Raw genomic sequence first — 25,021 nt, 5'->3', positions numbered from 1 at the left:
GCCGTCAGGCGCCCACCGCGCCGAGGAGCGTGCCCGCCACATAGGTGACGGCCATGGCCAGTGCGCCCCCGGTGACGTTGCGCAGCATCGCCGGGCCCGGTGGGGCCGTGCCCAGGCGGGCGCTGGTCCAGCCGCAGAGGGCCAGGGCCGCCAGTACGGCGACCACGGTGATCCAGAGGCGCTGGCCCGCCGCCGGGAGCACGATCGCCAGGAGGGGCAGCAGCGCGCCCGCGGTGAAGGCGAGGAAGCTGGCGCCCGCGGCGTGCCAGGGGTTGGTGAGCTCGTCGGGGTCGATGCCCAGTTCCACCTCGGCGTGGGCGCGCAGGGCGTCGTGCTCGGTCAGTTGCTCGGCGACCTCCTGGGCCAGTGCGCTGCTGAGGCCCTTGCCCTCCAGGAGTTCGGTCAGCTCCTGGAGTTCGGCCTGCGGTTCGGTGGCCAGTTCGCGCTTCTCCAGGGCCAGTGCGGCCTTTTCGGAGTCGCGTTGGGTGGAGACCGAGACGTATTCTCCGGCGGCCATGGACATCGATCCGGCCAGCAGTCCGGCGAGTCCGGCCGTCAGCAGGGTGCTGCGCGAGTCGGTGGCGCCGGCGACGCCGACGACGAGGCCGGCGGTGGAGACGACCCCGTCGTTGGCCCCGAGGACGGCCGCCCGCAGCCAGTTGAGGCGGCTGCCGAGCGCGCCGCTGTGTGCCTCGTCGTGCTCCGGTGTCTGAAGCGTCACCGGTCGAGCGTCTCATCCGGGTGGCGCGGTCGGGGGCATGCCCCGCCCGGTGCCCGCGCGTCGCGCCGGGGCGGTCGGTGGTAGAAACGGCCGTATGTCCGCATCGCCTCCCCCCACCCCGCCCCCGTCACGGTCCGGCCGGCGCGCCGCCGCGCCGCCGGGTGCGGAGCCGCCGCCTCCGCCGCCCACGTTGCTGCAGCCGGCGCCTCCTGAGCCCGCGTCAGTCCCCAGGGAGCCGATACGGCGTCAGCGGCTGTGGTGGCACCGGCTGATATTCGGACTCTGGTACCGGCCGGTGGACGTCTTCGACGAGGCGCGGGACCGCAGTGCGTGGAGCGCCGCGGTGCTGCTGTGCTTGATCAGCGGCGGGATCGGGATCGTGTCGGTGGACGCGTTCCGGGCGCAGTGGTCGGCCGGTCCCACGGCGGCGCTGCAGTTGGCGGGGATGGCCGAGGCGGGGGTGCTGCTGGCCAGTTTGGGGCTGGGGGCGGTCACCCACGCGATAGCGCGCACGCTCGGCGGGAACGGGCGGTTCGCGCCGACCGCGAGCTTGTTCGTGGTGATCTTCTGGGTGACGGACCTGCCGCGGTTGATCATCGCGGCGTGGCTGCCGGCGAGTTCCACGTTCGTCCAGGCCGCCACCTGGACGACGTGGGGGTTCGGCTACTTCCTCGCGGTGCTGCTCATACGTGGTCAGCACCATCTGCCGACCCACAGGTCGGCGGCCGCGGTGTCGGTCCAGATGCTGGCGGCGCTGGCGCTGCTGAAGTTGGGGCCCGTGCGCTGAGGCGGGCGGGCCCGCGGGGCGGTGCGCCGTCCGGCTGGCGGCGGCTCAACTACGGCTGGAGAGCTGCCGCACGAGGTCGTCGAACGCCTGCCGCTCGGCGGGGGTGAGGTCGACGTTCTCCGAGGCGGGGCCGCCGGGTCCGGTTTGGCGCGGGACCGCGTCGAGTCGGATCCGGGTCCGCGCCGGTCGCCGCCGGAAGGGGGTGGTCGTGCCGTGCTGCCCGCGGCGGGTCAGTCTGATCAGGCCGACTGCCCAGAGGACGACGATGACCAGCAGAACGCCGAGACCGATCTGCTGGAGAATCGAAACGGAGGGGAGCATGCTGTTCCTCCCGAACAAGTGGGCGCTGGGCTAGGCCCAGTAGACACCACACGTCAGGACTTCCAACAGGGGATCTTGGGCCATACATCCCGAAGTGACACATCTCCTATGACATTTCCCCGTATTCCCGACACCACACGTCTGGGCGGCGGCCGTCTTGTGGAGCCGCCGCGACGGGCCTTCGCCGGTGCACCACCGGCCGCACCGGCGCACTGCCGCCTCTCCCGTTGGACACCTCGGCGGCTTCCCTCCGGTGCGGGCCGTCGCGAACGATGACGGCGTCCCGTCCGCGACGTGAGGAGTACGCCCGTGCCCGACCCGCAGCACCGGACCGCCCCGCGCGCCCTCGACGGCGTGCTCGTGGCCGACCTCAGCCGCGTCCTGGCCGGCCCGCTGGCCGCCGCCACGCTCGCCGACCTCGGTGCCGAGGTCATCAAGGTCGAGCGGCCGGGCTCGGGGGACGACACCCGCGCGTGGGGGCCGCCGTTCGCCGCCGACGGCACCGCCGCGTACTTCGACGCGGCCAACCGCTCCAAGCGCGGGCTGGCGCTGGACCTGGGGGACCCGGGGGACGCGGCGGCGGCCCGTGAGCTGGCGCGGCGGGCGGACGTCCTGATCGAGAACTTCCGGCCCGGTTCGCTGGCGAAGTACGGCCTCGATCCGGTCGCGACGCGGGCCGCGAACCCGGGGCTGGTGCACTGCACGATCACCGGTTTCGGTTCGGGCGCGGGCGCCGCGCTGCCGGGTTACGACTTCGTCGTGCAGGCGGTGGGCGGGCTGATGAGCGTCACCGGCGAGCCGGGCGGGACGCCGCTGAAGGCGGGGGTGGCACTGGTGGACGTGTTGACGGCCAAGGACGCCGTCACCGGGATCCTGGCGGCGCTGCGGCACCGCGACCGGACGGGCGCCGGGCAGGTGGTGGAGGTCAATCTGCTCTCGTCGCTGCTGGGGGCGCTGGTGAACCAGGTGTCCGGGCAGCTGGCGACCGGGCGGGATCCGGGGCCGATGGGCAATCGGCACCCGAGCATCGCCCCGTACGAGACGCTGGCCTGCCGGGGTGGGCTGCTGGCCGTGGCGGTGGGCAACGATCGCCAGTTCCGGGCGCTGGCAGGGGCGCTGGGGGCGTCGGAGCTGGCGGAGGACATACGGTTCCGACGGAACCAGGATCGGGTGCAAAACCGTACAGACCTGGTCAAAGCGCTGGAAGATCGACTGGCCGCCGACACCCCGCGGGGCTGGACGGAGCGACTGACGGCGGCGTCCGTGCCGTGCGGGCCGGTCAACACCGTCTCCGAGGCGCTGGAGTTGGCCGGGCGGCTGGGGCTGGATCCGGTCGTCCCGGTCGGCGAGGGGCGGACACCCCAAGTCGCCAGCCCCCTGCGCCTGTCGGACACGCCGGTGGTGCAACCCACCGCGCCACCCCGCCTGGACGAAGACGGCACAGCACTGCGAACCTGGCTATCAGGGCCGGGCGACCGACCCGTGCCACCGCGCATGTGACCTTCGTCACAACACGGTCGTACCCGCAACCAAATCCGCCCGTAGGTGCTGTTTACCAGCACGGAATCACAACACCCCTGTATGGAGCAGCTCGTGACATCGCCGGACAACCCCGCGCCCGCCCAGTCCCGCACCGCCCACCAGCCGCTTCAGACCGAGCTGCGGGATTCCGCCGCGCCCCGACGCACCCGCAGGACGCGGCGCGTCCTCGCCCTCACCGCCCTGCTCGCCGCGGGTGCGCTGTCGCTGACGGCCTGCGGTGGCGACGCCGAGGCGGGCGGCCAGGGCGACGGCAAGAACGGCCAGGCCGGGGCGGACGCCGCGGCGGCCAAGGACGCCTCCGACGCCAAGATCAAGGTCACCTCGAAGGACGGCGCCACCGACGCCAGCATCAACGACACCGGGGTGAGCGTCACCGGCGGCAAGTTGACGGACGTGAAGCTCACCGCCGTCGACACCGGCAAGGACGTCTCCGGCGCCATATCGTCGGACGGCTCCTCGTGGAAGCCCGGGGCGCAGCTGGACCGCGGCACCAAGTACAAGCTGGTGGCGAACGCCAAGGACGCCAAGGGCCGTCCGGCGACCGAGAACGCGACCTTCTCCACGGTCTCGTCGGCCAACAGCTTCATCGGCTCGTTCACGCCCGACAACGGCAAGACCGTCGGCGTCGGCATGCCGGTGTCGTTCAACTTCGACAAGCCGATCGCCAACCAGAAGGACGTCCGGTCCCACATCACGGTGACCTCCAGCAGCGGCCAGCAGGTCGTCGGCCACTGGTTCGGCAACCAGCGGCTGGACTTCCGGCCGGAGGAGTACTGGAAGGCCGGCTCCAAGGTCACCATGAAGATCGACCTGGACGGGGTGAAGGGCGGCCCGGGCATCACCGGCGTGCAGTCCAAGACGGTGACCTTCACCATCGGGCGCTCGCAGGTCTCCACGGTCGACATGAACACCCAGACCATGACCGTCAAGCAGGACGGGAAGGTCATCAAGACCATCCCGATCTCCGGCGGCAGCCCCGACCACCCGACCTACAACGGCCAGATGGTGATCTCGGAGAAGTTCGAGCAGACCCGGATGGACGGCTCGACGGTCGGCTTCGGCGGCGAGTACGACATCAAGGACGTGCCACACGCCATGCGGCTGTCGTCGTCCGGCACCTTCATACACGGCAACTACTGGGGCAACTCGTCGATCTTCGGCCGCACCGGCACCAGCCACGGCTGCGTCGGCCTGCAGGACAACAAGGGCGGCGGCGGCGACACCCAGGCCAAGTGGTTCTACAACAACTCGCTGATCGGCGACGTGGTGGTCGTCAAGAACTCCCCCGACAAGACCGTCAAGCCCGACAACGGCCTCAACGGCTGGAACATGTCGTGGTCGGAGTGGACGGCGGGCAGCTCGTCCTGACGACCGGCAGCAGCAGCTGACGCACACGAGGCGGTGACCGTCCCCTTGAAGGAGGGGCGGTCACCGCCTCGTCGGCTACGGGGGCGGGGTCAGGCCCGCGCCTCCCGGGGGTGCACCAGTTCCACCACGCCCCCGACGCTCTCCGCGCCGTGGCCGTCCGCCACCCGCCGCTTCATCAGCTCCCACAACGGGGCGAACAGGTCCGTGCTGACGCCCTGCGCCCGGCTGACCTCGCCGATGGCGTCGTGCGAGACCTGCATGGCGAGATGGGAGCCGGTGGCGCCGTAATCCCCGGAGTCCACCTGCTCGGCCATCGCCGGCAATTGGCTGTCGGCCATCGCCCGCAGCCACGGGATCAGGAGTTCGGTGGTGAATGCGGTGACGTTTCCACCGGCCGAGCGCACCAGGCCGGCCGCGTGCAGAAATCCGCCGAACATGCCGTACATTCCGCTCAGCAGCGCGAGGTCGTTGAGCGGGGCCAAACCCGGGTCCGCGCCCAGATAAACGCTGCCGGCGAAAGCGTCGAGCACCTCGCGATGCGCCTCGAAGGCGTCCTTCGCACCGCTGTAGAGCACAACGGCCTGCGGCTGTCCGATGATCTCCGGCACGGCCATGATGCCGCCGTCGAGATAGTCCGCGCCGAGCCCGGCGACCCGCTCGGCCAGCTCCCGGGCCTCGGCCGGCGAACCGTTGGTCACATTGACCACGACCCGGCCCTTCAGCGCCGCGTCGGCCCCGTCGTCGGAGAGCAGCGGCGCGACGTCCGCGTAGTCCAGGATGCAGACGATCACCACGTCGCTCGCACCGATCGCCTCGGCGGGGGACGCCGCGCGCCGGGCGCCCTTCTCCACCAGCCCGTCGGCTTTACGAGCCGTGCGGTTCCACACCGTCACCCGATGGCCGGCCGCCAGGAGCGCCGCCGCCAGGGCCGTTCCCATGTCTCCCAGGCCCAGGACCGCGACGTTCCGCCGGGCCGCCGCACCGGTCGCGTTCCCCGCCGTATTTCCCACCGAATTTCCCTCCGCGTTTCCCTCCGCATTTCCGTCCACCTGGCCCACCGCACTGCCTGACGCATTGCCCGTCGCATTGCCCACAGAATCGTCCACCGACATAACGGAACCGCGCTCCCGCCTCGTTCTCACCGATTGCTTGTCGATCAGTCTTGGCGGGGGCACGGTTCCGGACAAGTACCCACTATTTAGTGCGTGGTTACCTCGCGGTGCGTACCCACCTCGGGGTGCGGGGCGTCGGTCGCCGCCGTCGTCTCCGCGTCCGATATCCGCGCCGGCCGGGCCCGGAACCGCTTGAGGAGGACGACCAGGGCGGCGCTGACGACGGTGCCGGCGGCGACGGCCAGGAGGTACAGCAGCGGCTGGCCGATCAGCGGGACGACGAAGACACCGCCGTGCGGGGCGCGGAGGGTGCAGCCGAAGGCCATCGACAGCCCGCCGGTGACCGCGCGCATGACGGCGGAAGGGCTCGCTGAGGCTCCACGGCTGGCGTCGACGCGCGCACTCTCCGAGGATCTGCACCGCGCGGTTCATGGCCGCTTTCGGGCTGATCACCCCACATTGACTCACACCCCGCCCCCGCGGATCCTGCGGAGACATGGTGCATGGCGCTGCTACCCGACGGTGTGTGGCGGCTGTCCGCGGCGCTTCATGAGAGCGCTCACGCCCTTCTTTCCTGGGTCATCGACCTCAGAGAGGCACGGGTGGTTCTGGCGAGGGACCGGCGCTCGCTCACGGGCGGCCTCACGACGGCCAGTGGCAATGCTGATGTGCAGCTTTGGTCGGCAATGTGGCTGAGTGCCGGGTACGTCCAAGCTGACTGGTTGAAGCGTCAAGGGTACATCCATCCCGAGCTGCTCTACTGCGTGCTGGAGATGGGGGCCTCTGGCGATAGTCAGGTCGTTGACTCCTATGTGGCTGATGGCTACGTGCTTGATCGGGATCAGGCCATCAGTGATGCCCTGCAAGTGCTCGCACTGCCCAGCGCGGCAGCTGCACTGTCCACGCTGGCCGGCGAACTGCTTCGATGAGGCGAACTGGAGATGGTGACGGTTGAGCGTGTAGCGATAGAGCATCAGGTTCCGAGGCCGGCGGTTCCCGCGATGTGGGTCCCGAGTCGCGTTCTGCCGCTCATCCCCGCCAGCCCGAAAGCCTAAGAACCCCCGTCGCTCATAGGGGAGAACGGCGGGGGTTCGGGTCCAGCGCGTGGTCTGGCGGGCTGGTCAGCCGTGGGACTTGGCAAAGGCGACCAGCCCAGCGAACGCCTCGGCAGTCAGGTTGAGGCGGGGGCCGTGCGGGTCCTTGCTGTCACGAACGGGGATGATGCCGGGGACGTTGGCGGCGACCTCGATGCAGTTGCCGCCGTTGTTGCTGTAGGAGGACTTGAACCAGCGGGGGGATTCGGTCGTCACGGGGTGCCCTTTCGTACCTCATTGATCATGGCCACCGATGCCGCCTGGGGCAGGGCTTCGGCCTGCAACTGATGGTAGGCCGTCAACAGCGGCAGCACGGCTGCCGTATCGCGCTCCAGGTGCCCCCGTAACTGGGATTCCGCGTACGCGATCACCGACAGATCCGGCATGGTCAGCAGATTCATTGGAAGGTCAAAGGGGCGACGCTCTCCTATGTCGTACGGAGCGATCTGGAGAACGGTGTTCGGCAGCTCGGCGAACGCCACCAGCCGATCGAGCTGGGCGCGCATGACCTCAGGCCCACCGACCCGCCTGCGAACGCAGCTCTCATCCATTACGACCAACATCGCGGGAAGGCGGGGGCGCTGTAGAACTGCCTGCCGCTTCACCAGGAACGAGACGCGTTCATCTGCCTGTTCGGCTGTGATGGTGCCCCGGCGTGCAGCGCTGTCTGCCAGTACCCGCGCGTACTCCGGTGTCTGAAGTAGTCCCGGGATGATCCCGGTTTCGTACAGCCGGATCTCTGCCGCCTTCCCTTCACGCTTGACGTACTCCGGGAAGCCTTCCAGCAAGTTGCCGTGTTTGATCTGTCGGTACTCAAGTTCGAACGAGGCGTCTGTGCCTACCACCCCCAGCGCCACATCAACACCCTTAGAGAACGGGAGGGTTGGAGGTTCCTGGTAGCGATCCCGCTACGGAGAGGAGTGGGTCATGCCGTTCAGTACCCCTGCCCCTCAACCCCCGCCCGCCCGCGTCTGGTTCGACAAGTGGGCACCGCTTCCCAAAGCCGTACCGCGCGGACCGTACACCGCTCCAACTCGGACCATCTTGGTGGCCGTTGAGGCGGGATTGCGGCGGCTGGTGGACCATGGCTGACGCCTTCTCCGAGTGCGATGAGGCGCTGTTCCGGTCTGCGCTCACCTACCCCCCTTGTCGCTGCGGCAGTGCGAAGTGTCCCGACGCAGCTCGCTCTGTTGGCGACGATCAGTCGGAGCACCAGCGGCCCGACGGTCCCCAGGACTCCCCCGTCTTGCGTGACCTGCGGTCCCGCGTGCGCGACAACAACGCCCGTCGGAGGTACTCATGACCAGCCACGGAACGCACAGAGCAACGGACGCCCGCCGTGTGCAGGATGCGGTGGACGCGGCGTGTGACCCGCTGCGTCATGCCCTTGCGGACATGGGCCTCCACCTCCCCGACTTGACCGTCACAGTCGACCGTAACCGCGTCGTGCTGGGAACGATCAGCCCTGGAACCGCCGAGCGTATGACCCGTGTTCTGAAACGGGCCGCACGGGGCCGGCGGTGGATGAACGGCGATGGCTGGGTGGTCGGCGGATTGCTCGCGCTCACTCTCGGCGCTGCCGTCGCGGCTGTGGTGTTCCTGCTCCTCGCCCGGTGATCTGCCCCGGCCCCCACATTCTTTGCATGGTGTGTGGCGGAGTGGGATGGACGCCAGAGCCGGTGCTATGGCTCAAACCAGACCACTCCGCCACATCAGTGATAGCGCGTCAAGGATGTTGGTCATGTGACAGAAAGGGCGCTTTCTGTCAGGCAAACACCAGGTGCGATGGAGTCCACAACGCGGAAACCTTCACCATTCCCGCTCATCGGGTTCCCCCTGTTTGACTTTCATTTCGTACCCAGAGAGGTAAGCGGTGCATCGGGAACTACTTCCCCTAGACGCTTCATTTTTTGACGATGAAGACCGTGAGGAAGCCGAAGCGGCGGGGCTTGCGTTCCTGAACGTGCTTCGCCGTATCGGGGTTGAGCTTGCAGATTTTCGGCTTCTGGCACCGTGCGAAAACTGCGACAATGAGTGGACTTTCAGCCTGGGGCAGGAAAGCTTGCAAGGCTTAGCGACGATGACTCGAAACGTCGTGCATCGGCTCGACATGTTGGAAGCCATCCATAATCAATGGCTGATTGATCACCCGCAGGTTGCTGAAGCAGACGATTCCTGAGGGGTGTCATGAAAGAGCAGGAAATCATCACGCCGGTCTATGTCACCCCAGCTGGTAAGCGCTACCACACTAGTAAGGGCTGCTACAGGCTGCTCAGGCGTGACCCGCACACTGTGCAAGTTACGTCGCTCCGGAAGGCGAAGACGTTCGGTAGATCGCGCTGCCAAGACTGCCCCAAGTAGACCTCCGGCACAGGAGGGTGCCGGGCGCGCTCCTCGCGGTGGGCCCTAATACCCCCATCGGCCCCGGTCCCTGTCGCATCAGCGGGGACAAAGTGGGGAGCGCTAAGCCACCTGGGCTTGTGAATGGGTGAGCCCAGGTGGCTCAAATTCCCTCCGCCCCGCGATTCCAGACAATGTCGGTTTCCCGGGGCTGGTTGCCAACAATGACAGGGAAAGGCGCAATGTCCAACGAAAAGTACACCGTTCAGGCGGCGAAAGAACGGCAAGAGGAAGACTCAAAGATGAGCGGTGCCGAGACTCCCAAAGAAAAGCAACAGCAGGTTTCAAACCACCTGCATGGGCGCGCCTACGATCAAGGCCAGCGCTGGTACGGCGGGTAATTGGCGAATAACACCCCCTAAAACTCCGCTCCCGTCGAGGATAATCGGCATTCCCCCGTTTCGTGATTCTCAGCGGGGCGGGCAAGAGCCCCGGCCACCCAACGGCCGTGGTGTGGAACCCCACCTATAACAGGGAGGACGCAATGACACTATTGTGCGCAGCACCACCCGAGATAGGCACCAAGATTGACCCGAGCCTGATTCCGACCTCCGGCCCGCAATGTCCGGTGTGCGGTGGGACTAACACCTACACCGAGACCGACGACAACATGGTCACCTGGACGGTTTGCATGGAACCCGGTTGCGGGGCGCGCTCCTGCTAACCCGGCTGTAACACGCCGCCGTCTGTCAGGGATTCGGCTGTTCGATTTAACGCTCCTATCGATTCGGCTACGGTGAGTGCATGAGCAGTGAAGACGGTGAACACCTCCACCGCATCCTCAAGTCCGCGAGGCAGGACTGGATCACTGGTGAGCCCGTGGTATGTGACCGATGCGGTAACCCGCTGACGTTCACCGGGCGGGAACGCGGCGGGATCGTGGTCGTGGCGAGCCACTGCCAGTCCGACTCGTGCCCGGGGCATGTTCTTCAACAACCGCAGCAGATAGGGGAGTAGCGCCCCCGATCAACGCTAGCTGGCCCCGTCTGTGCGCTACTTCCGTGGCACATAGGCGGGGTTTCCGCAGGTCAGCGACCGCACAGAGGCAGTTTAGGATCAGCGCCATGCCAGAGCAGATTAAGGGCTCAACTCGGCTTACCGTTGGACGACTTCTCTACGACTGGGATCACTGGGACTACTGCCTACTCGCGTACGCCAGCGACGGAGAACGAGGGGTTGTTGCCACCGTCCCAGATGAGGAAGGACACGCCCCTGATCTGTGGTCGATCGCTGCCCGACATGAGTCTCAGACCGCATCACAAGAAGGTCTCGCCCGCTACCGGTCAGCCAGCCGGTGAGGGCCTTCTGGAGGGCGGCGATCGGCTTGCCGACCACCAGGAACATCAGGAAGCCGACCACCGCCGAGGAGAGCAGCGGGATCACCACGACCGGCATGATGCCGCGCAGCACCGGCGGCACGTCGAGCCGTTGGATCGCCCGTACCACCGCGCCGGCCAGCAGACCGGCGATCAGCCCGCCCAGGAAGCCGGCGTTGACGGTGAGTGCGATCGCGCCGCCGACGAAGCCGGGGACCAGTCCCGGCCGGTCCGCCATGCCGTAGGCGATGAAGCCGGCCAGGACCGGGACGAGGAAGCCGAAGGCGGTACCGCCGACCTGGAAGAGCAGCGCCGCCCAGCTGGCCGACTCGGCCCACACGAAGTGGTCGGCGACCGACGGCGCCTTGTCGACGGTGTAGCCGCCGATCGCGAAGGCGAGGGCGATCAGCAGGCCGCCCGCGGCGACGAACGGCACCATGTAGCTGACGCCGGTCATCAGCCAGGTGCGGAGCCGGGTGGCGTAGCCGTCGGTGGCCTCGGCGCCCCGGTCCATGGGGGCGGAGGGGGCGGTGGGGCGCGCCGGTGCGTCGGCGGCCCCGCCGTGGGCGGCCTTCTCCCGTAGTTCGGCGAGGAGTTCGGCGGGGCGGTTGATGCCGGCCTTCACCCCGACGTCGACGACGGGCTTGCCGGCGAACCGCTCCCGGTCCCGCACCTCGACGTCGTGCGCGAGGATCACGCCGTCGGCGGCGGCGATCAGCTGTGGGTCCAGGCGCTGGAAGCCGGCCGATCCCTGGGTCTCCACGGTGAGTTCGACGCCGGCCGCCCGTGCGGCCTTCGCCAAAGACTCGGCGGCCATGTAGGTGTGCGCGATGCCGGTGGGGCAGGAGGTGACGGCGACGATCCGGAACGGGGCGGACGGTGCGGGTGCGGAGGGCGCGGGTGCGGGGGTCGCGGGCGCGGGTTCGGCCTCGGGGACGTCCGCGGGCCGGGAGGCGTCCGGCTCCGGTGTCAGCTCCCGCTCCGGCTCCGGTTCTTCGCCGCGGATGAGCGCCGCCGCGCGCGCCGGCTCGGACGCCGACCGCAGCGCGCCGGTGAACGCCTCGTCCATCAACTGCCGCGCGAGCGACGACAGGATCGACAGGTGGTCCGCGTCGCCGCCCGTCGGGGCCGCGATCAGGAAGACCAGGTCGGCCGGGCCGTCCGCGGCGCCGAAGTCGATGCCGGCCGCGCTGCGCCCGAAGGCCAGCGTCGGCTCCGTCACATGCGCGCTGCGGCAGTGCGGGATCCCGATGCCGCCGTCCAGGCCGGTGGGCATCTGGGCCTCGCGGGCGGCCACGTCGGCGAGGAAGCCCTCCAGGTCGGTGACCCGACCGGCGGCGGCCATCCGTTCCGCCAGCGAGCGGGCGGCGGCGTCCTTCGTTGCGGCGGACAGGTCGAGGTCGACCAGGTCCGCGGTGATCAACTCACTCATCGCGGGCTCCCTTGCGCGCGGTACCGCCGTGCGGGCGGTGGGGACGGGGTGCGGGGGAATCGGGCACCGGCTCCGTCAGGGCCCGGCCGAGCGGCACCTCGGCGGTCACCGCGACCCGCTCGGGGGCCAGGTCGGACGGCGTCGGCATGAGGCTGCCGGGCAGCTGCACGGCCGCGGCGCCGTGCGCCACCGCCGCCGCCAGCGCCGGGACGCCGGTGCCGCCCGCGGCGAGGAAACCGGCGAGCGAGGCGTCCCCGGCGCCGACGTTGCTGCGCACGGCGGCGACCGGGGCGCTGGCGAAGTGGGCGCCGTCGGCGTCGACCAGGAGCTGCCCGTCGGCGCCCAGGGAGGCCAGGACGGCCCGGGCGCCCCGGGAGCGGAGTTCCTCGGCGGCCCGGACCGCGTCGCCGACGGTCGTCAGGGGGCGGCCGACGGCCTGGGCCAGCTCCTCGGCGTTGGGTTTGACGATGTCGGGGCGTTCGCGGAGCGCCGCGGTCAGCGCCGGGCCGGAGGTGTCCAACGCGATCCGGGCGCCCACGCGGTGGGCCCGGGCGACGAGTTCGGCGTACCACTCGGGCGCCAGGCCGCGCGGCAGGCTGCCGCAGCAGGCGATCCAGTCGGCGCCCGCGGAGCGCTCGCCAACCGCGGTCAGCAGCGCCGCGGACTCCTCGGCGGTCAGCTCCGGGCCGGCCGCGTTGATCTTCGTGAGGGTGCCGTCGGGCTCGGCGACGGCGATGTTGGAGCGGGTCTGCCCGGCCACTGGGACGCCCGCCACGTCGATGCCCTCGGCCGTCAGCAACCCGGCCAGCGCCGCGCCCGCGGGGCCGCCCAGCGGCAGGACGGCGAGGGTGCGGTGGCCGGCGGCGGCGAGCGCGCGGGAGACGTTGACGCCCTTGCCGCCGGGGTCGATCCGGTCGCCGGTGGCCCGCAGCACAGCACCGCGCTCCAGCGCGGGGATCTCGTAGGTGCGGTCCAGGCTGGGGTTGGGGGTGACGGTGAGGATGATCATGGGCGTACCGGTCCGGCGGTGGGGGGCGTGGGGGTGCCCGCGGGAGAGCCGACAGGGGCGTCGACGGGGGTGCGAACGGGAGCGCCGACGGGGGTGCCCGGGCGGGCGCCGACGGTCGCGGTGGGCGGTGTCATGCGCGGATCACTTCGGTGCCGGCGCGTTCGATGGCGAGGGCGTCCTCGGGGCGCAGTCCGGTGTCGGTGATCAGCAGGTCCACGTCCGACAGGTCGCCGAAGCGGGCGAAGTGCTGCTGCTCGAACTTGGCGGAGTCGGCGAGCAGCACCACCCGGCGAGCGGCGGCGATCAGCGCCCGCTTCACCGCGGCCTCGGCGAGGTCGGGGGTGGTCAGCCCGCCGTCGAGGGAGAAGCCGTTGGTCGCCAGGAAGACCACGTCGGCGTTGATCTCGCGGTAGGCCCGCAGCGCCCAGTCGTCGACGGCGGCCCGGGTGCGGTGCCGGATCCGGCCGCCGACGAGGTGGAGGGTGAGGCCGGGGTGGTCGGCCAGCCGGGCGGCGACCGGCAGGCCGTGGGTGACCACGGTCAGCTCGGCCTCCAGCGGGATCTCGGCGGCGAGCCGGGCGGCGGTGGTGCCGGCGTCGAGGATCACGCTGCCGCGGCCGTCGCCGCCGGGCAGCTCGGCGAGCGCGGCGCGGGCGATGCGCTGCTTCTCGTCGGCGGCGACGGCGTCCCGCTCGGCGAGGTCCGGCTCGAAGTCCAGCCGGCCGGCCGGGATGGCGCCGCCGTGCACCCGGCGCAGCAGGCCGGCGCGGTCCAGCGCCTTCAGGTCGCGTCGCACGGTCTCGGCGGTGACCTGGAACTCCTCGGCCAGGGAGAGCACATCGACCCGCCCGCTCTCACGGGCGAGCCGCAGGATCTCCTGCTGGCGCTCGGGTGCGTACATCTGCGTCTGCGTCCATTTCATGCCCGAACCTGTGGTTTCCCCGGGATGCTACGTCCAGCATCCGGCCAAGTAAACAGATACGGACATTGAAGCGGACCTGAACGGGCATGATCGGGTGCGGAGATCCAGCGACCGGGGCCTTCGGGTCCTCCTGGCCGGCCGGGACACCGGACACAAAGGAGCCCCGACGCCACTACGGCATCGGGGCTCGCCCCTCACCACATCACCGCGCGCCCAGGGCACGCACCCCCGCGCTCCGGCGCACTCCGCACCGCGCACTCCGCACCGCGCGCTCCACATCACGCGCTCCGCCCCGGACAGGCGGACGCGGCTCAGGCCGCCGCGTCGAATCCGGTGTCGCGCGCCATCCGCTTCAGCTCCAGCAGCGCGTGCTTCTCGATCTGACGGATCCGCTCACGGGTCAGGCCGTGCTGCTTGCCGACCTCCGTCAGCGTGCGCTCGCGGCCGTCCTCGATGCCGTAGCGCGCCTTGATGATCGAGGCGGTGCGCTGGTCGAGGCGGTCGATCAGGTCCTCCAACTCCTCGCTGCGCAGCAGCGTGAGCACGGACTGCTCGGGCGAGGCGGCGGAGGTGTCCTCCAGCAGGTCGCCGAACTGGGTGTCGCCGTCGTCGTCCACCGCCATGTTCAGACTGACCGGGTCGCGGGCCCAGTCCAGGACGTCGGTGACCCGGGAGGCGGTGGAACCCAGCTCGCCGGCGACCTCCTCCGGCTCCGGGTCGCGGCCGTTCTCGCGGTTGAACTCGCGCTGCACCCGGCGGATCCGGCCGAGCTCCTCGACGAGGTGGACGGGGAGCCGGATCGTGCGCGACTGGTCGGCGATGGAGCGGGTGATGGCCTGGCGGATCCACCACGTCGCGTACGTCGAGAACTTGAAGCCCTTGGCGTAGTCGAACTTCTCGACGGCGCGCACCAGGCCGGCGTTGCCCTCCTGGATCAGATCCAGCAGGGGGAGGCCGGAGCGCGGGTAGCGACGGGCCACGGCGACGACCAGGCGGAGGTTGGACCGGATGAAGACGTCCTTGGCCCGGTCGCCCTCGGCGGCCAGCGCTTCGAGCTCCGCGCGGTTGGCGCCTGCGGCGTTGCCGTCGGTGAGCTCGCCGTCCAGGATCTGCTGGGCGTAGACACCCGCCTCGATCGTCTGGGACAGCTCCACCTCCTTGGCGGCGTCGAGCAGCGGCGTGCGCGCGATCTCGTCGAGGTACATGCCGACCAGGTCGCGGTCGGCGATGTCTCCGCCTGCTGCGCGAACGCTGTTGGCCTCGCCAGAGCCGGTGGTGCTGGCCTGACGACGGGCGACGGCACGGGTTGCCATGCGGGTGCTCCCTTTGCGCTGAGTCGGTCGCTGGACAGTGGGGCGGGTCGTCGATCCGTGGACCACCTGTGGCCGACCGGCTGACCCGTCCGAAGGAAACAACGGCTGGAATCCGGACAGAATTCCCAAGCCGCTCTTCAATTTTTCTGATCATGCAGTACCCTGCGCCGTCACCAAGGAGGACAGATGCCACCCGAGCACGGGGATATGCAGGTCAGAGCGGGCGCCGAGACGGACCTCACGGCCCTTACGGATCTTTACAACCACTACATCCGTGAGACGGCCATCACATTCGACACGGCTCCCTTCAGCCCTGCCCAACGTCGCCCGTGGTTGCTCTCCCACCCCAAAGACGGCCCGCACCGCCTTCTGGTTGCGCAGGGTGGCGACGGCGGCCTCCTCGGCTACGCGACCAGCAGCGCCTTCCGCCCCAAGGGCGCGTACGCCACCTCGGTGGAGACGACGGTCTACTGCGCGCCGGACGCCGCCGGCCGGGGCGTCGGCACGCTCCTGTACACGGCGCTCTTCGCCGCGCTGGCCGACGAGGACGTGCACCGCGCGTACGCCGGGATCACCCAGCCCAACGAGGCATCCGGCCGGCTGCACGCCCGCTTCGGTTTCCGCCCGATCGGCACGTTCACGGAAGTGGGCCGGAAATTCGGCCGCTACTGGGATGTCGCCTGGTACCAGAAGGATCTGCGGTAGCGCCGACGCGTGACCTCGGGCCGCTCCGGTTGACGCCGCCCACCCCCGGGTGTCGCCTGGACAGGAAGAGCGCGAAGGAACCGGAAGAGCCGGACGAGAGCGACAGCGAGGAAGAGGCCGCACGAGAGGAGCCCGTCATGGACCAGCACGCGCACGGCGACCCGCACGCCGGTGGAGACGGGCTGCCCGAGGCCCGCGCCGCCCGCTCCCACGGCACCGTCGAACCGGAACACGGCGCGACGCTCTCCGGCATCGCGGAACGGTCCGCTCCGGAGACGACGGGCCGCCGCATCCCGACCCCCGTGGCGCTCGCGGTCGTCGCGGCGATCTGCTTCGGCTGCTACACGATCTGGATGGACCACACCAACGGAGCCACGGGCGGCCAGGCCGCGCTCCTCGGACTGATCGCGGCGGTGGTCACCGGAATACTGGGCGTGACGCTGGTGCACTTCCAGTCGACCATGATCACCGAGACCCGGGCCCTGGCCTACGGCGCGCTCTTCGGCGCGTCGATGGGCTGGCTCTACTCCCTCGGCGGCAGCACGCCCTCGGTCCTCAAGTCGACGGGCTGGGGCCTGGTCATGTTCGCCGTGATGTTCGTCGTCTCGCTCTACGTCTTCCGCACCCACCGCGAACGCGAGCCGCACGGCCTGCACCGCCCGCACCCCCCGCACGCGAGCCGGCTGCACCTGCCCCACACCGCGCACTGACGCGGGGCACCGGCCTCGCACACCGCGGCGAGACACCCGGGACGGACACAACTGCCCGGTGGCGGCGGGAGGTTCCCCCTCCACCGCCACCGCACGCCCGCCCCGAAGCCCGCCCGAAGACCTACGGCGCCTCGAAGCCCCCGGATCCCTCCGAAGTCGGCCGCTCCGGGCCCTCCAGCAGCTCCGGGTCCTGTGACGTCCGCCGCAGCGTCCGCAGCGGTCGGTCCGGCCGCCAGATCTCCAGCTTCATGAACGGCGGCTCGACGGACGTCCGCACCACCTCCGTCAACCGCGCCCGGAAGAGGTGGAACGGCTCCGGCGGCTTGACCGCCGCCGCGTACCGCGCCTTCAGCCCGGGGTCGGTCACCTCGACCGCCCGCCCGGCGACCCGCACGTCACCACCGGCCAGGTCCGTCCCGCCGCCGGGGTTGGCGTGCAGCGCGAAACGGGGGTCCCGACGCAGGTCCAGCACCTTGCGCGAGCCCGTCATCATGCCCAGCCACAGCTCTCCTCGACGGAAGTCCGCCTCCAGGCCCGTCAGCCGCGGCGCACCGTCCGTGCGCAGCGTGGCCAGGACGTGATGCCGATACGCCCCGAACCGCTCCCGCACCACCGCGGCGAACTCCGGCACCGCCGCCTCCACGGCCGCCCAACTGGCCCCGCCGCCCCCGTTCGTCGCCCCGCCCGCGACCCGTCGCCGGTCGCCCCCGGCCCGTCGCCCGTTCTCGCTCGTCATGCCGCCAAGGTTCCCGCCCATACCCGACTCCCTCTGTCGAGATTCCCCCCACCGGTGCGCCCGCGCCCCCGCCCCCCCCCCGCGCTCTCCTGATGAGCGATCCCCGCCGCCGCGTCCGCGTCACCGCCGTACGACCAACGCCTTAGTCCCACGGTCCGGTTGAGGATCCGCCCGCGGCCCGTTACCCGGCGCCGGAGCGCGTACCTAGCCTCGGGCCATGGATACGACGAGCGGCACACTCGACGAAGCCCTGGAACGTCTCCACGCCACCGGCCCCGAGTTCGACGGATTCCTCAGCAACCACGGCCCGATGGCCGTGGAGGCCCTGATCCGGCACGGTCAGGCGCGCACCGTCCACCGCTGGCTCGACGACTACACCACCCGCCTGGAGGACGCACCGACCGCGCGGGCGCCCCTCACCGACGCCAACTGGCAGGAGGCGCTGGGCGATCCGCGCCGGGTCACCGACTGGACCGGGTACCTGACCCGCCAGGTCGCCGAACGCCCCTGGCGCGAGGTGCTCGCCACGTGGTGGCCCCGTCTGCTGCCCGGCATCGCGGGCGCCGCCACCCACCCGGTGATCCGGGTCGGCCACGCCGTGCGCACCCTCCTGGAGCAGGGTGAAGAGGCGCCGCGGATCGCCGAGTTGGCGCACGCGCTCGGCTACTGGGCGGCCCGGCACACCACCCTGCCGGTGTCGGCGCGCCCCAGCGGCACCCTCGCACCCGACGACGCGCTGGCCGCCCTCCCGCACGTCGCCGACCAGCGGACATCGGTCGTCGCCGGGCTGGCCCAGCTGCCCGACACGCAGGGATGGCCGGCCGCGGCCGCGGCGCTGCGCGCGCCGCGGAATCCCGACGAGGCGCGCGCGCAGCTGACCGCACTGGTGCGGGCCGCCACCCACCGCTACCTCGACTACGGCCACGGCGACGCGGTCCTGCTGGTCCACGCGGCCACCGCCCCGAACGCCGCCCTGCGCACCCTCCCGGCACTCCCCCGGGAGCTGTGGGCGCCCTCGCTCGCGGCGGCCTGGACGGCGAGCGCCGCGCTCACCTCCGTCTACAGCCCCGACGAGCCGCTGCCGACGCTCACGACCGGGCCGCTCACCCCGGAGGAGGTCTTCGAGCGGGCCGCGGCGCACGGCGACGCGCACGCGATCAAGCTGACCGACACCGCCCTCGACGTGGCCTCCTGGGCGGCGGACGGCGACGACCGCGCACTGCGGTCCGCGCTCCGCTCCCTGGAACTGATCACGCCGGGTGAGGACTGAGGGCCGGGAGGACCGAGGGCCGGGAGGGCTGATCAGCACCGGGGAGTGATCAGCCCTCCCCTCACCGGAGCCACGGGCCGCCGGAACACCGGCCCGACGGATCACCAACGTGATCTTGCTGACGATCTGGGAGATCTGGCGGAGGGGGCGGATCTGGCGGATCTGGCGGAGAAATATCGCCGGCATTGCCGACATATCGCCGCCGTGGCGGCAGACTGGCGTTAGCCGACGCCCCGCGACGATGCCCGCCACCCCGCGCAGCGCCGTCTTGCGCCCGATCCGGACCCGCCGCACCCGGATCCCCCGCCCGCCGAAGGCCCGCCGACCAGGGGTGCCACCCCAGCCGGAGGGCCGCTATCGGCCGAAGCTTTATTGTTAAATGTTCAATAACTCTCGAAGCGGTGAGAGAGTGGATGGCATGAGCAACGAACCCGCGACCGAGCCGCGCTGGCTCGACGACGAGGAGCAGCACGCCTGGCAGGCATACCTCCACGCCACCACGCTCCTGGAGGACCACCTCGACCGCCAGCTTCAGCGCGACGCCGGGATGCCGCACGTCTATTACGGCCTGCTCGTCCAGCTCTCCCGTGCACCGCGACGCCGGATGCGGATGACCGAGCTGGCCCAGAACGCCAAGATCACCCGGTCCCGTCTCTCCCATGCCGTCGCCCGTCTGGAGAAGAACGGCTGGGTCCGGCGCGAGAACTGCGCATCCGACAAGCGGGGCCAGAACGCCTACCTCACCGACGAGGGGCTGCGGGTCCTGGAGAAGGCCGCGCCCGGCCACGTCAACGCCGTCCGGGCCGCGATCTTCGACCGCCTCACCCCGGAGCAGATCGGCCAACTGGACGAGATCTGCTGCATGATCGCCGACGGCCTCCAACCGCAGGGCGCCGACCTCCCCTGGCTCCGCTGACCTCAGCGGGGCGAAGGGAGGCCGACGCACCGCCACGCGTCCGGGTGTTTCCGCAGTACAGGGCGGCCAGGAGGCGCGGGGGCCGGCAGAGAGCGGGGCTCGCGCACGGGGGCGCGGGCGCACGCGGCTCGCCAGCCCCGGCCCCCACGCCCCCTGCGCCCCGCCCGCCCCACAACCTCAGGGCGCGCAGCACCGCCACGGTCGACTCAGCGCACCGTCAGCGCAGCATCAACCCACCGCCGTGCACCCGTCAGTGCACCATCACCGGAATCTGCGCCTCGTCCTCAGCGTCGGCACCGGCACCGGCGTTCGCGCCCGCGCCGTCCTCCGACGAGGCCGCCGGCGAACCGCCGCCCGGTCGCCCGGTGTTGATGAGCGTGAAGGCGATCACCGCCGCCAGGGCCAGGATGCCCACCGCCCACCAGATGGCGGAGGTGTAGCCGTGCACCATCGACTGGAGCTTGAGCAGGTCCGCCGAGCGGGCGCCGGCCGCGTGCGAGGTGGCGTACGCGGTGGTGGCGCTGGCCGCGATGGTGTTCAGCAGTGCGGTGCCGATGGCGCCGCCGACCTGCTGCGAGGTGTTGACCATCGCGGAGGCGACGCCCGCGTCCCGCGGCTGGACCCCGTGCGTGGCCAGCGACATGGCCGGCATGAACGCCGTACCCATCCCCAGGCCCATCAGGACGAAGCCGGGCAGGATCAGCGCCGGGTAGGACGTGCTCAGGTCGATCTGGCTCAGCACCACCATGCCGAGCGCGGCGACCGTGAAGCCGGGCGCCATCAGCAGCCGCGGCGGGACGCGGGTCATCAGCCGGGCGCCGATCTGCGTGGAGCCGGTGATCATGCCCGCGACCATCGGAAGGAAGGCCAGACCGGTCATCACCGGCGTGTATCCCTTCACGATCTGCAGGTAGTAGGTCAGGAACAGGAAGAGACCGAACATGCCGATCACGGCCAGGCCCAGCGACGCATAGACGCCCGCGCGGTTCCGTTCGGCGATCACCCGCAGCGGCAGCAGCGGCGCGGCCACCTTGGACTCGACCAGGACGAACGTCAGCAGCAGCACGGCCGCCGCGGCGAACAGCCCCAGCGTCACACCGGCCAGCCAGCCGTCGGACTCGGCCCGGGTGAACCCGTAGACCAGCGAGACCAGGCCGAGCGTCGCCAGGACGACGCCGGGCACGTCCAGGCGGGAGGGGTTGCGGCCCTCGGCGGGCTCGCGAACGACCAGCGCCGCACCGGTCGCGGCGATCACGGCGAACGGGATGTTGACGAAGAACGTCCAGCGCCAGTTCATGTACTCGGTCAGCACGCCACCGAGGATCAGCCCGACCGCGCCACCGCCACCGGCGATCGCACCGAAGATGCCGAACGCCTTGGCGCGCTCCCGGGCCTCCGTGAAGGTGACCGCCAGCAGTGACAGCGCGGAGGGCGCCAGCAGCGCACCGAAGACGCCCTGGAGCGCCCGCGCGCCCAGCAGCATCCCTTCGTTGACCGCTGCCCCGCCGAGCGCGGAGGCCACCGCGAAGCCGATCAGGCCGATGACGAAGGTCCGGCGCCGGCCCCAGAGGTCGGCGATCCGGCCACCGAAGAGCAGCAGTCCGCCGAACGCCAACGCGTAGGCCGTGATGACCCACTGGCGGTTGGCGTCGCTGATGTCCAGGGCCTTCTGGGCGGAGGGCAGCGCGATGTTCACGATCGTCGAGTCGAGGACGACCATCAGTTGCGCGAGGGCGATGAATATCAGCGCTTTCCAGCGCCGTGGATCGACGTGCGCGGCGGTTTCAGACATGGGGAGATCCACCTAGTGGTGCGTAACGGAACGTGGCAGAGGTTCTGGAGCTGAACGGACGGAAGCGGAAATCCCGGCACCCGTGAGGAGCGCGTGCGTCGCACGACGCCCCGGCACCCGAGCGCCTCGGAGGAGGCCGAAGGCGACGGAGAAGACTCAGCGGACGGAGAAGACGGAAGGGCGGAGGGGGTGGAAGGGGCTGAAGCGGCTGAAGGGGGTGAGCGGAAGGGGATAACGGGAGGGGGGAAGGCAGGGCCGACGAGGAGGACTCAAGGAGAAGACCGACGGAGGGGGCCGGAGCCGAGGCATCGTCCCGACGTGCGGGGCGGACCGTGGCCCTCCCCTCACCGGCCGCCGCGGCTCGCGGTCAGCGGCGCCTCAGGTCCTCCAAGGTGACGGCGGAACCGGGCAGTTCGGACCGGGCGGGGGTTTGCAGGCCGTCCAGGAACAGCTGCAGATGCCGGTGCACGAACCTGTCGAAGTCCATACAGCCGCTGCCCGGCAGCGGGCGGGTGAGCTGGGTGAGCGCGACCATCAGGTCACCGACGGCGATGTCGGTGCGCAGCTGGCCGCTGTCACGCGCGGCACCCATGACGGCGGCCACGGCCGCGTCCAGGCGCTCACGCGCGGCGAGCAGATCGGGGTGGGCCGGGTCGACGCCGTCGGAGAGCAGCGGGCACAGCGCCCCGATCCGCTCCTCCACCGCATCGTGGACGAAGCGCCTCAGCGCTTCGAAGGCATCGGACTCCTCCACGAGGGCGCACTCCGCACGGTCCGCGATACGGGACATGACGGAGAGCGTGACGTGGTGGATCAAATCCCGGCGATCCGTGAAGTGACGGTAGAGCGTCGCATTGCCGACACCCGCGCGTCGAGCGATTTCGTCGAACGGCGCCTCGGCACCGAACTCGACCATCGTCTCCCGCGCGGCGGCGATGATCCGCTCCCGGTTGCGCACCGCATCGGCCCGCAGCCGCGGTGGTGCAGTCTGCACACGCCCCACTCCGGTCACGTCGGCGCACTCCCTTCGTCTTTCTCCCGCATCCACGAAACCGGGGAGCCACTCCCCGCTTCGTCCCACACCGAGCTAAACGGGGATCCGCTCCCCGGATATTTCCCTGCCGGGGTGTGACGTGGCCCACGCGGGCGCGGGGCGCGTCGACCGCGGCCGCCGCCAGGGCCGGCGCGTTTCCGGGGCGCCATCCCTCCGCACTACACCACGCCTCCATTTGACGCACCCCCACGCGCGGGCGACCATCCCCCGCCGCACGCTGAACACCATGAGGCAGAAGGCACGCGCCCGATGAACCGCACCACCGGCGCCCGCAAGCTCCAGGCCGAGCCATGCGCACCCTGACCCACAAGATCTGCGCCGCCCTGGCCGCGACCGCCGCCTGCGTGGCCGCCGCCACCGCCCTGACCACGCCGCCCGACGCCACCGCCGCCCCACCGCCCCCGATCGCCGCTCCCGTACCGCCGCCGCCCGGCGTGAAGCCCCTGCCGCCCCCCATCGGAGCCGTCGGCACCGCCAAGGCGACCTCAAAGACCACGGCGACGGCCACCGCGAACGCCTCCGCGGGGGGCTCCGCCCCGGTGCCCCCCGCGCCCCGCCCGCCGGCCGGCGCACGTCCCAGCGGCCCCTGCGCGCTCTCCGGCATCACCGAGGACGTCTCCGAGGCGGCGCCCACCCCCGCCGGCTTCGCGCACGCCTTCGGCACCGTGCGGGCCCTCACCCTCTTCGTGGACTTCCCGGACGCCCCCGCCGGCCTCTCCCCCATGGCCCGCTTCGCCGAGTTCTTCCCGGCCGTGACCGACTACTTCCGCACCAGTTCGTACGGCAGGCTGACGTACGTCCCCAAGCCGCTCTTCCGCTGGATCCGCATGTCGCACCCGCTGGCGGCATACGGCATCACCCGCGGCGCCACCTTCGACCCGCACTCGAACCAGGGCTACTACGCCCTGTCCCGGGAAATCGTGCACGCCGTGGACCCGCTCGTGGACTTCCGCAACTACGACGTCGTGAACGTCATCGCGTCCCCCAACGCGGGCCCGTCGGCGACCCGCTCCGTCCTGTCGGTCACCTTCAGCGGCAGCGAGCTGGGGCTGAAGACCGGCCGCGGGGCGGAGTTCCAGAACGTCTCCTTCATCTGGAGCCGGCAGTCGGGCCTGAGCGCCTTCCGGGTCCTCAACCACGAGAACGCGCACTCCTTCGGCCTACCCGACCTCTACTACACGGACGAGCCCAACGCAGCGACCCCGGTGGGCCACTGGGACCCGATGGACGAGGACTGGGGGCCGACCAACGACTTCCTCGGCTGGCACAAGTGGAAGATGGGCTGGCTCGCCCCCGGCCAGGTGCACTGCACACCGCCCGGCGGTGCCCCCACCGAGCACGTCCTCACGCCGATCTCCACCCCCGGCGGCACCAAGATCGTCGTCATTCCGACCGGTCCGCACGCCGCCTTCGTGGTCGAGGCCCGGACCAGCGGCCTCCTGGACCCGATCGTCTGCCGCCCCGGCGTCCTCGTCTACCACGTGGCCACCAACGTCCCCAGTGGCCGCGCCCCCATCCGCGTCGTCGACGGCACCCCGCACAGCAACGGCTGCTACAGCGACGCCCGCTACGTCGACGCGGACCTGACCGACGCCACCTTCCGCCCCGGCGACTCCTTCACCGACCGGGTGAGCGGCGTCACCGTCACCGTCCTCACCGAGAACACCGACGGCACCTACCGCGTCCGCACCACCCCGGCGCACGCCTGACCGCCCGCGCCCCAGGCCCCGCGCCCGCACCACCCCGCCTCAGGCGCCCTCCTCCTCCCAGTGCCGGCGCCCGATGCTGATCAACCGCAGCTGGCGGCGGGCGCGCCACACCACCCGCTCGACCGCCCCCTCGTCCCCCTCCTCCTGGGCATCGAGCAGTTCCCCTGCGGTGGTCACCAGCCGATCGACGTACAGCTCGGCCAGCATCCGGATGTCCTCGTCCCGCCAACCGCCCGACACCGGCTGCGACTTGAGCGCCTCGGCGACCTCCGCCGCGAACCGGTCCAGCTCCCCGGCGATGGCGTGCCGCACGGCCCGCACCCCGCCGCGCCGCTCGCGCGCCACGAACCGTACGTGCGCGGGGTGTTCGCGCACATGCCGCTCGACGACCGCGACCGTGCGGTCTATCCGCTCCTCCGCCGCGTCCTGCTCGGCGAGGATCGCGCGCACCATCGCGTGCAGACTGCCCAGCGCCTCCTCGACGAGCGCGACGCCCAGCTCCCCCAGATCCCGGAAGTGCCGGTAGAACGCGGTCGGGGCGATGCCCACCACCCGGGTCACCTCGCGCAACCCCAGGCTGCTCAGGCTCTGCTCCTCCAGCAGCCCGAGGGCCGCGTCCAGCAGCGCCTGACGGGTTTTCTGCTTCTGCGCCTGACGGACTCCGCCCACACTGTGACTCATGTCATCCAGTAAACAACCGTTCTCCGAACCGATCCACCCGCCGGCAGCCGTACACTGAAGAAGTCAGTGAACAACTGTCCTCTCAAATCTCTTCGGCCGCACTCCGCCACG

At 70.8% G+C, this 25,021-nt stretch carries 24 protein-coding genes and 2 pseudogenes; 12 read left to right on the top strand and 14 right to left on the bottom strand.

From position 1 onward, the window contains the following. Positions 1-4: 4 nt before the first annotated feature. The gene (locus MOV08_RS24445; RefSeq protein WP_039635588.1) at positions 5-721 is read right to left on the bottom strand and encodes a VIT1/CCC1 transporter family protein; all 717 of its coding nucleotides are present in this window, start codon (positions 719-721) and stop codon (positions 5-7) included. 190 nt (positions 722-911) lie between these two features. Between MOV08_RS24445 and MOV08_RS24440 the strand changes: the two genes are divergently transcribed. Then, positions 912-1,508 (top strand): Yip1 family protein, encoded by a 597-nt coding sequence (locus MOV08_RS24440; protein WP_275311871.1) that lies wholly within the window; start codon positions 912-914, stop codon positions 1,506-1,508. Between the two features lie 45 nt (positions 1,509-1,553). Here the strand turns inward: MOV08_RS24440 and MOV08_RS24435 are convergent, their stop codons facing one another. Continuing rightward, a complete protein-coding gene (locus MOV08_RS24435; protein ID WP_275308827.1) occupies positions 1,554-1,829 on the bottom strand; it encodes a hypothetical protein in 276 nt (91 codons plus the stop codon). 309 nt (positions 1,830-2,138) lie between these two features. Here MOV08_RS24435 and MOV08_RS24430 point away from each other — a divergent pair, with 309 nt between their 5' ends. Together MOV08_RS24430 and MOV08_RS24425 are read left to right on the top strand one after the other, a co-directional pair. Next, positions 2,139-3,329: a CaiB/BaiF CoA transferase family protein gene (locus MOV08_RS24430; RefSeq protein WP_275308826.1), complete on the top strand. Its 1,191-nt coding sequence runs from the start codon at positions 2,139-2,141 to the stop codon at positions 3,327-3,329. A gap of 81 nt (positions 3,330-3,410) precedes the next feature. Next, entirely contained in the window at positions 3,411-4,739 is a 1,329-nt protein-coding gene (locus MOV08_RS24425) for a L,D-transpeptidase (protein ID WP_039635582.1), read from the top strand. Between the two features lie 89 nt (positions 4,740-4,828). Here MOV08_RS24425 and MOV08_RS24420 read toward each other — a convergent pair whose 3' ends face one another. Together MOV08_RS24420 and MOV08_RS24415 are read right to left on the bottom strand one after the other, a co-directional pair. Beyond that, complete coding sequence (locus MOV08_RS24420) at positions 4,829-5,749, bottom strand: NAD(P)-dependent oxidoreductase (protein ID WP_275298620.1); 921 nt, start codon at positions 5,747-5,749, stop codon at positions 4,829-4,831. A 188-nt stretch (positions 5,750-5,937) separates the two neighbouring features. After that, positions 5,938-6,198 (bottom strand): annotated as a pseudogene (locus tag MOV08_RS24415) (hypothetical protein); the annotation flags it as partial. A gap of 156 nt (positions 6,199-6,354) precedes the next feature. Between MOV08_RS24415 and MOV08_RS24410 the strand changes: the two are divergent. Further along, complete coding sequence (locus MOV08_RS24410; RefSeq protein ID WP_275308825.1) at positions 6,355-6,780, top strand: hypothetical protein; 426 nt, start codon at positions 6,355-6,357, stop codon at positions 6,778-6,780. A 192-nt stretch (positions 6,781-6,972) separates the two neighbouring features. Here the strand turns inward: MOV08_RS24410 and MOV08_RS24405 are convergent, their stop codons facing one another. Then, a complete protein-coding gene (locus MOV08_RS24405) occupies positions 6,973-7,161 on the bottom strand; it encodes a DUF397 domain-containing protein (RefSeq protein WP_039635577.1) in 189 nt (62 codons plus the stop codon). Continuing rightward, positions 7,158-7,841: pseudogene (locus MOV08_RS24400) on the bottom strand (DUF5753 domain-containing protein); the annotation flags it as partial. The gene MOV08_RS24405 and the pseudogene MOV08_RS24400, both read right to left, overlap by 4 nt. Before the next feature lie 403 nt (positions 7,842-8,244). Between MOV08_RS24400 and MOV08_RS24395 the strand changes: the two are divergent. From MOV08_RS24395 to MOV08_RS24385, 3 genes are all read left to right on the top strand, one after another. Further along, the gene (locus MOV08_RS24395; RefSeq protein ID WP_275308824.1) at positions 8,245-8,562 is read left to right on the top strand and encodes a hypothetical protein; all 318 of its coding nucleotides are present in this window, start codon (positions 8,245-8,247) and stop codon (positions 8,560-8,562) included. Positions 8,563-8,818: 256 nt separating this feature from the next. Beyond that, entirely contained in the window at positions 8,819-9,124 is a 306-nt protein-coding gene (locus tag MOV08_RS24390; protein WP_159030880.1) for a hypothetical protein, read from the top strand. A 403-nt stretch (positions 9,125-9,527) separates the two neighbouring features. Beyond that, entirely contained in the window at positions 9,528-9,686 is a 159-nt protein-coding gene (locus tag MOV08_RS24385; RefSeq protein ID WP_159030879.1) for a hypothetical protein, read from the top strand. A gap of 754 nt (positions 9,687-10,440) precedes the next feature. On the opposite strand, the gene MOV08_RS24380 is transcribed toward MOV08_RS24385, so the two are convergent. The 4 genes from MOV08_RS24380 to MOV08_RS24365 form a co-directional block, all read right to left on the bottom strand. Continuing rightward, a complete protein-coding gene (locus tag MOV08_RS24380) occupies positions 10,441-12,093 on the bottom strand; it encodes a PTS fructose transporter subunit IIABC (protein WP_420834205.1) in 1,653 nt (550 codons plus the stop codon). Further along, a complete protein-coding gene (gene pfkB, locus MOV08_RS24375) occupies positions 12,086-13,099 on the bottom strand; it encodes a 1-phosphofructokinase (protein WP_275311870.1) in 1,014 nt (337 codons plus the stop codon). The genes MOV08_RS24380 and pfkB overlap by 8 nt, the downstream gene beginning before the upstream one ends. Positions 13,100-13,232: 133 nt before the next feature. Then, a complete protein-coding gene (locus MOV08_RS24370; RefSeq protein WP_039635574.1) occupies positions 13,233-14,003 on the bottom strand; it encodes a DeoR/GlpR family DNA-binding transcription regulator in 771 nt (256 codons plus the stop codon). 332 nt (positions 14,004-14,335) lie between these two features. Further along, a complete protein-coding gene (locus MOV08_RS24365) occupies positions 14,336-15,337 on the bottom strand; it encodes a sigma-70 family RNA polymerase sigma factor (RefSeq protein ID WP_039635573.1) in 1,002 nt (333 codons plus the stop codon). Between the two features lie 186 nt (positions 15,338-15,523). Between MOV08_RS24365 and MOV08_RS24360 the strand changes: the two genes are divergently transcribed. Together MOV08_RS24360 and MOV08_RS24355 are read left to right on the top strand one after the other, a co-directional pair. Further along, positions 15,524-16,042: a GNAT family N-acetyltransferase gene (locus MOV08_RS24360; protein ID WP_039635572.1), complete on the top strand. Its 519-nt coding sequence runs from the start codon at positions 15,524-15,526 to the stop codon at positions 16,040-16,042. 137 nt (positions 16,043-16,179) lie between these two features. Further along, complete coding sequence (locus MOV08_RS24355; RefSeq protein ID WP_275308823.1) at positions 16,180-16,752, top strand: hypothetical protein; 573 nt, start codon at positions 16,180-16,182, stop codon at positions 16,750-16,752. Positions 16,753-16,873: 121 nt separating this feature from the next. Here MOV08_RS24355 and MOV08_RS24350 read toward each other — a convergent pair whose 3' ends face one another. Further along, entirely contained in the window at positions 16,874-17,395 is a 522-nt protein-coding gene (locus MOV08_RS24350) for a pyridoxamine 5'-phosphate oxidase family protein (RefSeq protein WP_275311869.1), read from the bottom strand. A 310-nt stretch (positions 17,396-17,705) separates the two neighbouring features. Between MOV08_RS24350 and MOV08_RS24345 the strand changes: the two genes are divergently transcribed. Both MOV08_RS24345 and MOV08_RS24340 read left to right on the top strand, forming a co-directional pair. Beyond that, positions 17,706-18,758, top strand: coding sequence for a questin oxidase family protein (locus tag MOV08_RS24345; protein ID WP_275308822.1), 1,053 nt, complete (start codon positions 17,706-17,708; stop codon positions 18,756-18,758). Positions 18,759-19,176: 418 nt separating this feature from the next. Further along, positions 19,177-19,674: a MarR family winged helix-turn-helix transcriptional regulator gene (locus tag MOV08_RS24340; protein WP_039635569.1), complete on the top strand. Its 498-nt coding sequence runs from the start codon at positions 19,177-19,179 to the stop codon at positions 19,672-19,674. Positions 19,675-19,924: 250 nt separating this feature from the next. Here the strand turns inward: MOV08_RS24340 and MOV08_RS24335 are convergent, their stop codons facing one another. Together MOV08_RS24335 and MOV08_RS24330 are read right to left on the bottom strand one after the other, a co-directional pair. Further along, positions 19,925-21,466 carry an MFS transporter gene (locus MOV08_RS24335; protein WP_275308821.1) on the bottom strand — a complete coding sequence of 514 codons (1,542 nt, stop codon included), beginning with the start codon at positions 21,464-21,466 and terminating at the stop codon, positions 19,925-19,927. 367 nt (positions 21,467-21,833) lie between these two features. Beyond that, on the bottom strand, positions 21,834-22,460 hold the full coding sequence (locus MOV08_RS24330) for a TetR/AcrR family transcriptional regulator (RefSeq protein WP_235093572.1): 627 nt from the start codon (positions 22,458-22,460) through the stop codon (positions 21,834-21,836). A 350-nt stretch (positions 22,461-22,810) separates the two neighbouring features. Here MOV08_RS24330 and MOV08_RS24325 point away from each other — a divergent pair, with 350 nt between their 5' ends. Further along, positions 22,811-24,229 carry a M6 family metalloprotease domain-containing protein gene (locus tag MOV08_RS24325; protein WP_275308820.1) on the top strand — a complete coding sequence of 473 codons (1,419 nt, stop codon included), beginning with the start codon at positions 22,811-22,813 and terminating at the stop codon, positions 24,227-24,229. A 39-nt stretch (positions 24,230-24,268) separates the two neighbouring features. On the opposite strand, the gene MOV08_RS24320 is transcribed toward MOV08_RS24325, so the two are convergent. After that, the gene (locus MOV08_RS24320; RefSeq protein ID WP_275308819.1) at positions 24,269-24,910 is read right to left on the bottom strand and encodes a TetR family transcriptional regulator; all 642 of its coding nucleotides are present in this window, start codon (positions 24,908-24,910) and stop codon (positions 24,269-24,271) included. Between the last annotated feature and the right edge of the window lie 111 nt (positions 24,911-25,021).

The sequence above is a fragment of the Streptomyces yunnanensis genome (genome assembly GCF_029011865.1).
Lineage (GTDB): Bacteria > Actinomycetota > Actinomycetes > Streptomycetales > Streptomycetaceae > Streptomyces > Streptomyces yunnanensis.
This window is presented reverse-complemented; position numbering and strand designations above follow the sequence as displayed.

Bases quoted from the DNA above. Each gene is read 5' to 3' on its own strand.
- MOV08_RS24395 (WP_275308824.1), top strand. From the start codon at position 8,245: ATGACCAGCCACGGAACGCACAGAGCAACGGACGCCCGCCGTGTGCAG.
- MOV08_RS24355 (WP_275308823.1), top strand. From the start codon at position 16,180: ATGGACCAGCACGCGCACGGCGACCCGCACGCCGGTGGAGACGGGCTG.
- MOV08_RS24370 (WP_039635574.1), bottom strand. From the start codon at position 14,003: ATGTACGCACCCGAGCGCCAGCAGGAGATCCTGCGGCTCGCCCGTGAG.
- MOV08_RS24425 (WP_039635582.1), top strand. From the start codon at position 3,411: ATGGAGCAGCTCGTGACATCGCCGGACAACCCCGCGCCCGCCCAGTCC.
- MOV08_RS24410 (WP_275308825.1), top strand. From the start codon at position 6,355: ATGGCGCTGCTACCCGACGGTGTGTGGCGGCTGTCCGCGGCGCTTCAT.
- MOV08_RS24435 (WP_275308827.1), bottom strand. From the start codon at position 1,829: ATGCTCCCCTCCGTTTCGATTCTCCAGCAGATCGGTCTCGGCGTTCTG.
- MOV08_RS24340 (WP_039635569.1), top strand. From the start codon at position 19,177: ATGAGCAACGAACCCGCGACCGAGCCGCGCTGGCTCGACGACGAGGAG.
- MOV08_RS24360 (WP_039635572.1), top strand. From the start codon at position 15,524: ATGCCACCCGAGCACGGGGATATGCAGGTCAGAGCGGGCGCCGAGACG.
- MOV08_RS24345 (WP_275308822.1), top strand. From the start codon at position 17,706: ATGGATACGACGAGCGGCACACTCGACGAAGCCCTGGAACGTCTCCAC.
- MOV08_RS24325 (WP_275308820.1), top strand. From the start codon at position 22,811: ATGCGCACCCTGACCCACAAGATCTGCGCCGCCCTGGCCGCGACCGCC.
- MOV08_RS24335 (WP_275308821.1), bottom strand. From the start codon at position 21,466: ATGTCTGAAACCGCCGCGCACGTCGATCCACGGCGCTGGAAAGCGCTG.
- MOV08_RS24385 (WP_159030879.1), top strand. From the start codon at position 9,528: ATGTCCAACGAAAAGTACACCGTTCAGGCGGCGAAAGAACGGCAAGAG.
- MOV08_RS24320 (WP_275308819.1), bottom strand. From the start codon at position 24,910: ATGAGTCACAGTGTGGGCGGAGTCCGTCAGGCGCAGAAGCAGAAAACC.
- MOV08_RS24365 (WP_039635573.1), bottom strand. From the start codon at position 15,337: ATGGCAACCCGTGCCGTCGCCCGTCGTCAGGCCAGCACCACCGGCTCT.
- MOV08_RS24380 (WP_420834205.1), bottom strand. From the start codon at position 12,093: ATGAGTGAGTTGATCACCGCGGACCTGGTCGACCTCGACCTGTCCGCC.